This is a genomic window from Sphingomonas sp. TREG-RG-20F-R18-01 (assembly GCF_022662475.1).
In the GTDB taxonomy this organism is placed as follows: domain Bacteria; phylum Pseudomonadota; class Alphaproteobacteria; order Sphingomonadales; family Sphingomonadaceae; genus Sphingomonas.
The window spans coordinates 39,648-52,103 of record NZ_JAKNQQ010000003.1 but is presented as its reverse complement, the minus strand read 5'-3'; the positions used below and the strand labels follow the sequence as shown (position 1 = coordinate 52,103).

At 65.1% G+C, this 12,456-nt stretch carries 10 protein-coding genes; all 10 read right to left on the bottom strand.

What is annotated here, in order from left to right; genetic code table 11:
• Positions 1–14 precede the first annotated feature (14 nt).
• The 10 genes from L8K25_RS10235 to L8K25_RS10190 all read right to left on the bottom strand — a co-directional run bounded on the left by L8K25_RS10235 (position 15) and on the right by L8K25_RS10190 (position 12,452).
• Complete coding sequence (locus L8K25_RS10235; RefSeq protein ID WP_242138818.1) at positions 15–1,919, bottom strand: phospholipase D-like domain-containing protein; 1,905 nt, start codon at positions 1,917–1,919, stop codon at positions 15–17.
• Between the two features lie 14 nt (positions 1,920–1,933).
• A complete protein-coding gene (locus tag L8K25_RS10230; RefSeq protein WP_242138817.1) occupies positions 1,934–2,347 on the bottom strand; it encodes a hypothetical protein in 414 nt (137 codons plus the stop codon).
• Positions 2,347–6,099 carry a S8 family serine peptidase gene (locus L8K25_RS10225; RefSeq protein WP_242138816.1) on the bottom strand — a complete coding sequence of 1,251 codons (3,753 nt, stop codon included), beginning with the start codon at positions 6,097–6,099 and terminating at the stop codon, positions 2,347–2,349. Before L8K25_RS10225 ends, L8K25_RS10230 begins: the two co-directional genes overlap by 1 nt.
• A gap of 15 nt (positions 6,100–6,114) precedes the next feature.
• Positions 6,115–6,543, bottom strand: coding sequence for a hypothetical protein (locus L8K25_RS10220; RefSeq protein ID WP_242138815.1), 429 nt, complete (start codon positions 6,541–6,543; stop codon positions 6,115–6,117).
• A gap of 25 nt (positions 6,544–6,568) precedes the next feature.
• Complete coding sequence (locus L8K25_RS10215; protein WP_242138814.1) at positions 6,569–7,162, bottom strand: hypothetical protein; 594 nt, start codon at positions 7,160–7,162, stop codon at positions 6,569–6,571.
• Between the two features lie 12 nt (positions 7,163–7,174).
• On the bottom strand, positions 7,175–7,579 hold the full coding sequence (locus L8K25_RS10210; protein ID WP_242138813.1) for a hypothetical protein: 405 nt from the start codon (positions 7,577–7,579) through the stop codon (positions 7,175–7,177).
• Positions 7,580–7,627: 48 nt separating this feature from the next.
• Positions 7,628–8,656 (bottom strand): hypothetical protein, encoded by a 1,029-nt coding sequence (locus L8K25_RS10205; RefSeq protein WP_242138812.1) that lies wholly within the window; start codon positions 8,654–8,656, stop codon positions 7,628–7,630.
• Positions 8,657–8,660: 4 nt separating this feature from the next.
• A complete protein-coding gene (locus L8K25_RS10200; protein WP_242138811.1) occupies positions 8,661–8,894 on the bottom strand; it encodes a hypothetical protein in 234 nt (77 codons plus the stop codon).
• A 358-nt stretch (positions 8,895–9,252) separates the two neighbouring features.
• Positions 9,253–10,020 carry a bacterial transcriptional activator domain-containing protein gene (locus L8K25_RS10195; protein WP_242138810.1) on the bottom strand — a complete coding sequence of 256 codons (768 nt, stop codon included), beginning with the start codon at positions 10,018–10,020 and terminating at the stop codon, positions 9,253–9,255.
• 629 nt (positions 10,021–10,649) lie between these two features.
• Positions 10,650–12,452, bottom strand: a complete 1,803-nt coding sequence (locus tag L8K25_RS10190; protein WP_242138809.1) for a DUF885 domain-containing protein — start codon at positions 12,450–12,452, stop codon at positions 10,650–10,652.
• Positions 12,453–12,456 lie beyond the last annotated feature (4 nt).

Sequence of the window (12,456 nt, the reverse complement as noted above, 5' to 3'; positions counted from 1 at the left end):
CTGGACGGTCCGGGTCAGGGCACCGGATCGATAAACTTTCGCAACGCCTCGGCCGCCTTGTCGCGCACCGCCTGCCACTTCGTTGCCGGAAGGCGGTGATCGAATTCGATCACGCGCGCCGTCGCGGGCCTTATCCCTTTCAGCCAGTTGTCCGCGTTCTTGACGCCATCAACCAGTGCCGTGGCCGGCAGCCCCAGATGCTCGCGCCAAAGTCGAATGCGATAGGCCTGCGCCAGGCTGTTGACAGCCCCACGGCCGGCCGTGGTGCCGAACATGAACGCGTCGACTTCGCTATCATGCTGATATCCGCGCCGGTTGCAATTGGCAGAGCCGATGATCGCCAGTTCATCGTCGATGACCCACGTCTTGGCATGAACGTAACAATGCGGTCCGAACGTCGGCACGGTTTGACTCCGCGATAGCTGGAAGACCCGGAGCTTGGCCGCATCGGCTTGCACCAAGCCCCGCAGTGCTCTTTCCATGAAGTCACGCCGATATTCGGTCATGAAGGTCGGCTCTGTGATGGCGTTACCGGGGATCAGGACGGTGACATGCGCAATCTGCGGGAGGACGCGATTGATGGTATCGGCGACGTCCAGGTCGATGAGATACTGGTCCTCGATATAGAGGAACCGCTGGGCGTTCCGGATGCCGGCCAGAACGAGTTTCTGGATGTCCCGCTCTTTCAGGACGGGGGGTGCACCGGGAAACGACCTGACCGGATTGAAGGTGCGTCCGATCATGACCGAGGTCACGCCGCCGAACGGTGCGTCCTTGTCGGCAACGGCCGGCGGCGTCGGGATCGGTGCCGGCAGCCGTTCCCCTACCCCCCGCAACGGCCCCTTGGCCCCGGCGTCCAGCTTGGCTCCGTCCGGATGATGACGCCACCGCATGATGAAGGTCTGCAACAGGTCCCAGGCTGCCGGGCCGACAATCCGGCAATGCACGTCATGCTGCGGATCTCCGGTCGATGGCGAGACCGGCTCCAGCCTGTTCCGGTTGATGTCCAGACCGCCACAATATGCGAGCAGCGTCTCGCCCCGCTTGATGACCAACACCTTCTGGTGATGCGCGCCGGTCAACGCTACGGGATCGCGTGCTGCAATCGCAGCCAGGACGGCCGCCGCCGCGCCGTCGACCCCGCCCGTCACCATTTCCTTGACGAGGTCGATTTCGGACATCGGATGATTGTTGGCCGTCAGGTCGTCCCGAATGGCGGCGCCATTGGGCAGCGTATTGACGAACCGAACCGTCAGAAAGTTCGCGCCCGGTGGCTTGGCCCAGAGGATCACACGGATCTGGACGTTCCGCGCGGACGCCGCGCTGAGGAGTGCGCGCACCGTGGTCGCAGCATCCCCGGGGATCATGTTGAAATCGTCGCTGATGTCCCAGCCGAGCAGGTAGATGTAGTCGCCCTCACCCTGCGCCAGCCGGATGTCCGACACCATTTCCTCGAACGTCTCGCGCCCGTCGATGAGGGTGCGCACGGCATTCCCGTCCCGCAAGGCGACGCCGGAAGAAGCGGCCGCCGCCAGCAAGGGACCCCAGCGGGATGGGGTCAGGGCGGACGGCGCGATCTGCCCCTTCGGTTTCGTGGCGGCATGGACGTCGAGCGCTCCCCACGTGTGCGGACCAACGACGCCGTCCCATTCGGATGGCTGGAACGGAAAGGCGAATTTCTGAAACGAGACGACCGCCGCACGCGTGCGCGGTCCGAAGATCGCGTCGACGCGAAGCGGGCAGTTATCGAGCCCACTGCCAGCATCCCCCACGAGCCGGGCATCGACCCGGTTGAGCTTGCTCTGACACTCGCCGACACTTTCGCCCTGCGATCCCAGGCGGATCATGGGGTGGCCGCTTGCAGCGAGGCTTTCGCGCGCACCGAATGCGTCGGCGCCGGCGGTCAGGGCGGTGTTCATGGCACGGCTCCCGTCTATTTCACGCCAGCGAGATCTTTGAAGGCCGCGTGTCGCGAGGCGAGCAAGCGGCGCTGGCGGAGCAACTCGTCCTGCTCGGCGACGCTCTCCACCGCTGCAATGTCGCGAACCTGCTGGTGCGCGAACGCGCGTGCGCCGCGCGTCAGTTGTCGTGCTACCCGGGCCACGCGCTCCGGCAACTGGCCACGGATCAGCCGCAGGAAATGCTCGGGGTTCAGGGTCACCAGCGCGCTGCCGCCTTGCCCCGGCCCCAGAAACTTACGCTCGAAGATCGCAAGGTAGCGCGCGGGATCCGCGCGGACACGGTCGAGTACGAACTGATAGCCGGGTCCCAGCGCACTCGCCGTGAAATTGCCGCTGACGATCAGATCGACGCACTGTTCGGGGGTAAGCGTTTCGAGAGACGACATCACAGGCTCCTCACGAAGGTGTTTCCGGTGGTCGGAGTGGCAGGCGGGGTCGGACCGGACTCAGCCGGCTCGAGCGCCGTGCGAACCCGCTTCACCCAGTTGATGACGTTGTCGCGGCGGGGATCGAGGTTCGGGTCGACGGTGTGCCGCACGGGGATCCGGCGGTAGATGCGCGGATCAGGCGCGGTGATCCCGCGCCGGCGCGCGATCGACTGCGGTGGAAAGGTGTTGAAGGCAAAGAACGCATCGTCGACGGTGTCGTCAAAGCGGTTGAAGATGCAGTGATGGAATTCGTGCGCAAGCGTGTCGTTCTTCTCGGCGACCAGCGGGTTTACGAAGATGAAGAAGCGCTCGCCGATCGGTACGGGCGTACCGGTCCCGAACTCGGCATAGCCATTTGCGCCATTGTCGGAGACGACAAAGATCGCCGTCAACGTGGAGTCGGCTGATCCGGGCAACAGATCGTCGAGCACGGCGCCCTCCGCGTCACGGGCGTTGGCATTCTGATCGTTCGTGAATGATCCGATATACTGCCCGTTGGCGTCCTGGGACCTTGCGGGCAGGTCCCTCACCTCGATCGCGGCCGGAACGATCCGGAGGCCGACCTGCGCCCATCGTTCGTTCGCAAGTTGGAAGAAGCGCGCGATCTTACCGCTCGAGACGTGGGGCACCGGAAAGGCAATGCCAAACAGCCGACTGCGATAGACGACCACGCGCACGTCGAGGCGCAACCGTGCCTCCGGCGATCGCTCGAACACCGGGATCGTCACCGAGATCGGCAGGAACGGAATATTCCGGGCGTAGGTTGCCAGGACCGAACTATCGAGATCAGCCTTGCGCAGGCGGTGGTTGGACTGCCCCCGGAACCTGATGCCCGCCGCGGCGCCGCTCGCGAACCCGCTGTGCGTCTTCTGGTTGGCGTCCGTTTCATCCGCGACGAGCATCACCGCCTTTGACACGAACAGCTTCGAACCGGGCGATGTTTCCGCCAACTCCAGGTCCTGCGAGGCGGGAGCGTCGAAATCGCTCCCCGCAGCGTCGACGGTCTTCCACTGGACGGTGACGGTCGGGCCAACCGCCTGCGGATCGCGCACGCGAATGTAGAAACGCCGTGAATCGAGGCCGATGAAATTGTCCGTTTCGGCTTCGCCGTTGAGGATGTCGCCGGATGGATCGTAGGCCTTATTCCACAAACCGAGCATGACGGCGGTCGCAACCGGCGCGCCCGCCCCCGGCGCGTGGCTGTCGGTGGGATCCAGCACGATCTCGATCGTGGCGCTCTGGGGAACGATCGGTGTGACCGCCCCCCCGCCCGGCCGCGACAGTTCATCGAGCTTGGCCCAGGTGTGGGCGCCGATCACACCGTCCCATTCGCCGGGCTGGAACGGAAAGACCTGTTTTTGAAACGATACCGTGGCCGCCCGGGTGCGCGGCCCGAACAGCCCGTCCACCGTCAGCGGGCACCGGTCGAGGCCTGGCCCGGCTTGCCGCAACGTGTCGTGAATGGCGTTGAGTTTCGTCTGCGCCTCGATCACCGAGGGGCCGCTGGATCCAGTCCGCAGCACGGGGCGCGCATCGCCCTCCATCAGCTCGATGGCTTCGAAGGTTTCTCTGCCCGGCGGGCCTGCGGTTGCAGCACCGGGTACGGGCCGAACGATCACGATGTCCTGCAGCAACAACCCATCGGGTCCCGCAATGCGCCGCGCGAAGGGGGACGTGGTGCCATCCGGGTCGAGCAGCTGAACATACTGACCGGGCCATGGCCCCTCGGTGACGAGGCCGGCCTCGGAACATTCCTTCTGGCTGAACAGCCGCGCCCCCCCGACCAGCACCGGCTGCTGCCCTGATCGATCGGTGATCACATCCCCGCGGTCGACCGGCAGGAGCGGCCGTCGACCACACCATCCGACGACCTGCACACCCTTGTCCGCGGGATCGAGCGCGCGGCCGATCAGCACGTCGCTGCCGGTCAGGCCCGGGAGAGACGGGGGGCGACGGTCGATCTGTTCCATGGTCGATGTCCTCATGTCCGGGTTGGAGATGAGCCGTGTCGCGCGCGAGGGTACGGTCGGCTCGGCAAGGGTTCGTGCGGCAACGACGGCCTGCTCGATCGCGAGCATCCCGTAACCACCGCGCGGATCGCGCACGTCGGCGTGATCGAGGGTGGCGAACAACGTCCGCCGGATGGCTGCAATGGGCTGTCGACCCGCCGCCTGGAGCATGAGCGCAAGGGCACCCGCGACATGGGGCGACGCCATGGAGGTGCCGCTCATGCAAATATACCTTGGCCTTGTGTCGCGGCCGTCGAACGACCGGCAGGAAAGCACCTTGACGCCCGGGGCCGTCAGCAGCGGTTTTGCGCGTCCGTCGCGCGTCGGGCCGACACTGGAAAACGGACCGATCGAGAAGCTGCCGCCGTGCGCATCGTGCGCGCCGACCGCGATGGTCCGCAGCGCGTTGCAGATGCTGCCCGTGGTGCCGCTGGAGGTGGCCGCATCCTCGTGGAACCGGACCTGGCAGGATGGACAGCCCGCGTCCCGCTCGATCCAGCTGTGCCAGCGCCCGTCGACGACATCGACCCCCGTCAGGGTGATGCGCCACTCGCCGAGCGGTGCCCTGTCCTTGAGCACAAGGTTGATGAGATGATCGCCATTATTGGGATCGAACGCGCGATGATACAGCACCCCCGCCTCGGTCCCGTCGGCCAATCGGATCGGCGCATGGTGCCCGCGGCTGCACGCGGCCACGGCACCGGCCGGCCCTTCGACCGTCGCGTGAAACTCGTCCGATCCGGGATACCAGGTCTCGCTCACCACGTCAGTCGCGCTGCGCCGTTCGACCCTGAACGGCAGCATGTCCTGCTCGGTCTCGTGCAGCCGCCCGGCCATGTGGCAGCGGCTCGAGAAATAATTGCCGGTGCTCTGCGCGATGGCAGTACCGGGGCGATGCGTCAGCACCCAGTCGATCGCCTGTTGCAGCAGCAGCGAGTCGTCATGCGGCCCGGCCTGCCGCCCGACGCTCGTGTTGATGGCGAGCGGCAGTTCGCCGGCCTGCTTGACCGCGAAGTCCAGCGCTTCCAGCAATTCGACGGAGTTCCCGAGGTCTTGCTCGCCGGCCCCGAGATGGCAAAAGACGATCTCCGCCTCCGGGGCAACGCCTGCCGGACCGCCGCCCCGGCCATTGCCCGCAGCGATACCGAGCACGTGCGTCCCGTGCTGCGGCTGGGGAGCGAAGGCATAGCCCAGCGCGCCGAACGGATCGCCGCGATGCAAGGCCCGATCGATGGCGGCGCGATCATAAATCGTACCATAACCATAAGGATTGGCACCGCCGCCGACAGGTCCCCGCTGGTCCCAGATCGCGCGGATGCGGGTCGTGCCGTCGGCGTTTCGGAAGTCCGGATGGGTGAAGTCACACCCCCAGTCGAGTACCGCCAGCACGACGTTCTTGCCCGTCTCGACCAATCCGTCTGGCCGGCGAATGTCACTGGCAAGGACCTCGGACACTTCTTCATCGACGATTTCGTCGAGCTCGGCGGCGTACACGCGCGGGGCCTTCATGCTCGCGACCGCTGGGTCAGCCCGGATATGGGCGAGCTGCGCGCGCCGGGCGCGGATCGTGCAAATTTCGCCGAAGCGCGCCACGATCCGCATCCCCGTTGGCGGAAAGGCGCCGGACTTGAGCCGAACGACGACCGCGACGTCGTCATTCGGCCCACCTTCGCCGATCAGTTCCTGGAGAGCAGGGTCCATCGGCGAAACATCCCGTCACTTGGTCGGGGTTTTGGTAACCTGCAGGGACGCCTGCAGTGTTGCCACGGCCTTGGTCAGGCCATCGATGTCCGTCCGTAACGTTCCCAGCAGCATCAAGGCGTCCTGCGCGGACTGGTTGGCGGCGTTGGCCACCTTCAGCGCGGACGAAGCGTCCTGACGCGCGTCCTCGATATGCGCATCCTGCTCGCCCTCGGCGATCAGCCATCCGACATTTTTGTCGGAGACGGTCGCCGTACCCTCGACGCCTGCCGCGACGCTTGCGTTGTCTTCCGCCCGGTCCAGCATGGTCTTGGCGGTCACGATGCCGACGAACGGTTCCGGCATCAGCGCCGCAACGATCGCCGCACGCCCGCGATCGTCACTGTCGATATGGTCGTACCGCTCCGCAAGCGCGTAACCGACCGCGAAATTCATGAGATTCATGGCTCGTCTCCAACCGCATGGCGCATCACTTGCGACCCATCGCAAGGATCAGCAGCGGCATCATCATGTCGTTGGAGGACTGGGCGGTGCCCCCCGCCGGTTGCGGACCGAAACTGCCGCTCAGGAGCAGCATCGGCAGGAGCGTGCTGAAATTGTCGCCGCTATCGACCATGACCTTCTCCCCGTTCATCAGAACGGTCTTGGGTGCGCTGATCACCGGTGTCAGCATCACGGCCATCTTCATGTTTTCGATCGACTGGCGCAGGCCATCGGTGACCTGCTTGCGCTCTTCGATCTCCTTTTTGACAGTATGTTCGAGCCGGTTGTGGGCCGCGCCCAGACTCTTGAGCCCGCTTTCGAGGGATGCGATGCCCTTGGTGTTCACCGCGATGCGCGCATCCAGACGGTTGGCGGTCGCCGTCAATTCCGCCTTGGTGGCATAACCGTTCGCAACCGACTTGGCGACGGCATTGCCGAACTTCGGCCGTTGCAACGGCTGGTTCCGCTTCGGGCTCCACTCGGCGGATTCGAGGTTCTCGCCGAACATCTCGTTCCATTCGGTGGACTCCAGGGATTCTCCGAAGCTTTCCAGCGTCTCAAACGCAGTTTCGTTAAACATTGACGGCTCCTTTCACGTTCTAGGCCCTGTTGAATGCTCGGCTATGGGCGTCGATTGCCGCGACGGACCGAGCAGCCGTGCGCGAATCTCCTGATCCGGCCGGATCATGCCGATATGGCCGCGTCCCCGGCAGCTCGGGCATTCGCCGTCTTCGCCCCAGCACAAGCCGCACGCGCCGAGCGCCGCCGCGAGATCGGCCAATCTGAGTTTGGCGGCGCGATACGACGCGAGGATGCGAGCGGCATTCGCGCGCGTCGCGGCGAGTTGCTCCTCGGTTCGCGCGAGGCGCACGGCAAGGGCATCGGTCGTGTCGCGATCCAGCGTATCCACGGCATTCGACACAGCCGCCGTGCGCGCCTGCATCATCTGGACGAGCATCGCCATTTGCGGGTTCGACTGGCCAAGCTGATCCATCATCTGCGCCAGCATGGCGGAGAAGTGTCGGCGCCGGACAATCCGAAGGGCTCAGGCATAGGATTGCTCCCTGCCCCAATCCTCGACCCATTCGTTGCCCGGCCATTCCGGCCAGCTCTCGGCACCGTCCGCGAATTCGAAGACCTCGCTCGCGCTAGGCTTGGCGCTTGGCGCCAAACCGGGCCAGTCGGGCTGGCTGACGGTGACCGTGGTGGATTGCGCTGGCGGACGGGCAGACGCCCAGATCGACGGCGTAAGGGCCAGCAGCGTCAGGAGGGCGTCGGTGCGCCCCTCGCTGCTCTCGGGATTGATACCGATCGATTCCCCGGCGGCCAGGACGAATTCCGGCGTTGCCTCGGCATTTTCCGCAACTTCGGCGGCTTCGCTCGCGGCCCGTCCCGCAAGGCTGCTGAGCGCCGACAGGAGCGTATGGACCGGCACCTGCTGGCCACCGATCTGCAAATCGCGCTTGCCGTACCCGCGCATGGATGCGGACAGAAGGCCGTTGAGCATTTCAGGTCGAGACAGGACGCCCATCAGCGTTCCCACGCTCCCCCCGCCCGCTCCTCCCGGTCCACCGGCTCCGCCGCCGGCTTTGCCGAAGATGGAATTCACGAGACCAGCCGCACCGGGCATCATGCCGGCCCCGCCCGTCGCGATCGACCCGAGCCCCCCGCCCCGAAGCCCAGATGCCAGACTGCCGACCTGATGCATGACCCCGCCCACCGCACGTAGCGTCGGATCGTTCGACTGTTGCATGATCCCGCTCGCGCCGCCGGTGACCGCACCGGCCAGCGCACCCCATGGACCAAAGGCCATGCCGCTGGAGGCACCCTGCAATATGTTTGGGGCGGCGCGGGCCAGCACGGGTGCGGCCTGCTGGGCGAACTGCCCGACCGATTGCCCGGCGCTCTTGAAAGCCTTTCCGACATCGTCGAAAAATCCTTCGACGGCTTCCGGTGTCATGCCGGGACCGTATACGGCCTCTACGATCCCGGTCAGTTCACCGTAGCTGGCTTCGACATACTCCGGGGCAAGACTGGCCCGGAGGCGCGGAAAGGTGGCAACTTCAGGCGACATTCGGTCAACCCTTTCTATCAGAAAGATTCATGCGTCGGCGCAGCGTCTGGAAAAGGAGCTCAGGCAGATCGTCGAGCGAATTGAAGGCTCCGATCCGGGTCCCGTCGATCTCAGATAGGTGGCCCCGCAACGTCGAGCAGCCTGGAAGGGTGCCGTCGGCCCAAACCCTGACGATGAGGCTGACGGTGTTCTGCTCAAACTGCGGTGACTGATCTGGATCGTCATCGGACACGTCCATCGCGCCAATTCCGCCCGGCCCATTCCGAGTCGACCTCTTGTTATCCGAGTGCGGTCACCGCGGCGTCACGACCGGATCACGCCACCGTCACCGCAGCGGTCGACGCCATGAAAGCGCGATGGGCCCGCTTTGTCGGAACCGATATCGTCGAAGCAAGGTCGATGCGTCATCGCCGCCTGCGCACGACGACGGGTGTTGCATGACGGTGGCAAAGCGCTGCGAAGGACTAGCTTGCAGCGCAAAGGGGAGACTAGCGATCGGCTTTAACGGGCAAGCGGAGCGGTCGCCTTGGGGCCGCCCAGATCGCTACCGGGTGCGGCGACGGCGCCCCGGGCCGCGAGGCGAGGAAGACCGGCGGCTACAGAAGATCGAGCGCGTGATCGAACGAGGCTAGGGCAGAGATAATCCCGGCCCGGCTTTCCAGCAGGGCCGATTTCAGGGGGCTCGCCGCGGCCACGGCCGGCAGTGGGTGCAAGATGTCGGAACGGGCCCCCCTCCCCGCAATCTCTTGCGCCAGGGCCACGGTCGACGACATCGGCGATACGCCCAATTCATCGGCGAGCACCTGCACGCAATGCCGATACTGTCTGAGGGCAAGACCGCGGTTCCCGGTCCGTGCATAGGCCATCATCAGCAACCGCTGCGCACTCTCGCGGAGCGGTTCGAGCGCGCATGCAAGGTGCGCGGGATGGATGGCATCCTGCCATCGCTCGCGTTCACCCAGCAACGTCGCCAACTGGACCAGCGCGTCGATGTGCAGGCAACGCAGGCGTTCGCGCTCGAGCAGCACCCATTCGGCGAACTGACCGTCGAGAAAGCCGCCCCGGCAGTAGCGGATGGCGGCAGCGAGATTGTGCAGATCCACGTTCCCGGATGCCCGGACCTTGCGGAGTCGCGTCTCAAACGCGAGCGTATCGACCCAGGTCTGGGAATCGAGATACAGCGCGTCGCCATCTGCCAGGATCGGTTGAGATCGCGTACCGACCTGCCCCTTCAACCGCCACAGCATCGTCGCAAGGCAGTGTCGCGCCTTTGCCTCTTCCCGATCGGGCCAAAGCGCCGCGATGATCGACGTGCGACAGGCCCGACCGTCCCGAGCGGTAGCCAGATAGGCGATGAGCGTCAAAAGCGATGGCGATGTGCTGACCGGGTTGCCGTGTGCAGCACTGAGTACAGGCGGTCCAAATAATCGAGCAGCCCAGCGACCCATATCAGACCCTCTCCAATCCTTGACGCCGCAACTCGGATCATACCCCCGCCGCGCCATATCTACTGGGATTTTTTAGGTACTTATGCGTGCTATTTCGTATATTCGCAGTGACTTAGGCCGCGATCCCCAATCGTTGCCGATCGCCGGAATCAACGTCCGACGGCCCGTTCAAATTTACGGTCGACTCAGAATTCGATACATAAATTACCATGTTCGTCGCATTCTTACGACGACAGGGACCGGATTTGAGCCAGTCGGGTTCATTTCCAAGACGAAACTATTTCGGAATTCGCAAAAGGTTCCAGCCACGCGAAAGGACGAGCAGCCGCCTAGCCACAACGTCGACCGCATCCCCTCCGGACCTTCCTTCTGCCTCTTCGATGACCACGAAGAAGGCGGGAGCGTCCAGCGTCGACATGCTCCCCGTGTGGGGCCGCCGGATGCGGCGTTCGAGCAACCGTGGACATACGACGTAGCGCCCTGCGTGGCGCTTGCGGCGCCACGGCCGATATGGCTCCGCCGGGAGTGTTCGGGCGCAAGATAGATTACCCGATCGGCAGCCCGAACATCAATTGGCGCACGAAGCGCACCGGTGGCGCGCCGTGCGCCAGCACTGCATCATTATACCGGCGCAACGTGTAGCCGCTGCCCCAGCGTTTCATAGCTTCCTCGCGTAATGCCTGATGCTCCGCATAGCCGCTGAAATAGCTCAGAAGTTGCACGGCACTCAGTTGCGCGCGGGTCCACTTGCCGGCCGCCTCGCGCTCCTGCTGGAAGGCACCCTGCATCATCAGCGTCATGGCCTGTTCGCGTGTCATTCCTTCGGTCTGGATACCGATGTCGAGCAACGTGTTGGCGATGGAGCGCAGCCGCATCTTCAGCACCGTCAGCTTGAACAGCACGTTGCCGTCGACAAAGCCCTCGTCGGCCATCATGCCTTCGGCATACACCGCCCAGCCTTCGACGAATGGGCCCGAGCTCAACACCGCTCGCAGCACGTTCTTGCTCTGGTTCTGGTGGAAGAGCTGCAGATAATGCCCCGGCATCGCTTCGTGCACGACGAGGTCGTGGACCATGAAATCATTGTACTCGGACAGGAACGAGGTGGCCTGCGCATCAGTCCAGTCGTCGGGGATCGGCGAGATTGCGAAGAAGTTCGCGCCGCTGGTTTCCAACGCACCGGGAGGATCGTCATAGGCGACGGCAGTGCCCTGCTGGAACTTGGGCATGGTGATGATCCGCACCGGCGCATCGGGCATGCCAACAAGATCGTGCGCACGGACGAACGCGGTCGCGCGATCAAGGTCAGCCTTGGCAGTGGCCATCAGCGCGTCGCGCGCAGGGCGTTGCGCATAGCTTAGCGCCAAGGCCGCGGTGATGGCGTGCTGCTGCTGGTCGGCGCTGGGGTCGGCCGGCAACGGTGGGGCGTCCGCACGGCCCGACAATGCAGTCCGTGCCAGCGCGTACATTTGCGCCCGCGTGTCGGCCATCGCGGCGTGGGCGCGCGCCTCCAGATCGGCACGCGACAAGGTGCTCATCAACGCGAAGCGCATCGCCTGGTCATACCGTGCCGCGCCCAGCCGGAAATCGCCTTTCGCTCCCGGCACCAGTACCGTGTCGAGCCAGTGCTGATGTTCGGCACTGGCCTGCTTCAGCCCGGCAAGCGCAGCGTCGAAGCGTGCGCGATCCGTCGGGGCCAGCTCGCTGGCATGCGGGGCCAGCATCCCCTGGGCAATGTCCACGAGCCCAGCATTCCGCTTGGCGACACTTTGCGCCATCACCAGCGGAACCCGTGCGACGTCGAGCTGGGTGCGGGCCGCAGCGAGATACGCCGGCAATTTCTCCATCCGGAGCGTCGCCGCCTTCAATCGCACCGGCCAGGGTGCGAAATCGCGCGCCGCGAGGCCATAGAGCGCGGCCCCGGCAGCGTCGTTGTAGAGCTGCGGGTCCCACGCCCAACGCTGCAGCGTCTCGATCGTCCAAATGTCCTGGCGGATCTGATTGTCGAGCAGCGCAGCATCCACCTGCGCGTCACGGCTCAGTTTGGCGCGATCGATCTTGGCCAGTTCAGCGAGCAGGCCACGCTCTACCGCCAGCTGGCGGGCTCTCCCCGCCGCCGACGGATCGCTGAGGTCGCCGTCGAAGCGATGGTCGCCGAGCGTCGTACCATATTCGGGCGCCAGGCGCGGCAAGGCATCGAGATAGCGCCGGCCGATCTCCTCGAAGCGAGCGGAGGGGCCTGCCGCATCCGATGCTGGCGCAGGCGTCGCCGCCGGTGGTCGCGCCAGCGCGGACCCGCAGAGCAACGCCACCAAAACACACCCGATCGCCGTTGTCCGCCGCACCATAGAT

Coding starts and splice junctions, on each gene's coding strand:
- L8K25_RS10235 (WP_242138818.1), bottom strand. CDS start 1,919: ATGAACACCGCCCTGACCGCCGGCGCCGACGCATTCGGTGCGCGCGAA.
- L8K25_RS10225 (WP_242138816.1), bottom strand. CDS start 6,099: ATGGACCCTGCTCTCCAGGAACTGATCGGCGAAGGTGGGCCGAATGAC.
- L8K25_RS10230 (WP_242138817.1), bottom strand. CDS start 2,347: ATGTCGTCTCTCGAAACGCTTACCCCCGAACAGTGCGTCGATCTGATC.
- L8K25_RS10215 (WP_242138814.1), bottom strand. CDS start 7,162: ATGTTTAACGAAACTGCGTTTGAGACGCTGGAAAGCTTCGGAGAATCC.
- L8K25_RS10220 (WP_242138815.1), bottom strand. CDS start 6,543: ATGAATCTCATGAATTTCGCGGTCGGTTACGCGCTTGCGGAGCGGTAC.
- L8K25_RS10205 (WP_242138812.1), bottom strand. CDS start 8,656: ATGTCGCCTGAAGTTGCCACCTTTCCGCGCCTCCGGGCCAGTCTTGCC.
- L8K25_RS10190 (WP_242138809.1), bottom strand. CDS start 12,452: ATGGTGCGGCGGACAACGGCGATCGGGTGTGTTTTGGTGGCGTTGCTC.
- L8K25_RS10210 (WP_242138813.1), bottom strand. CDS start 7,579: ATGATGGATCAGCTTGGCCAGTCGAACCCGCAAATGGCGATGCTCGTC.
- L8K25_RS10200 (WP_242138811.1), bottom strand. CDS start 8,894: ATGGACGTGTCCGATGACGATCCAGATCAGTCACCGCAGTTTGAGCAG.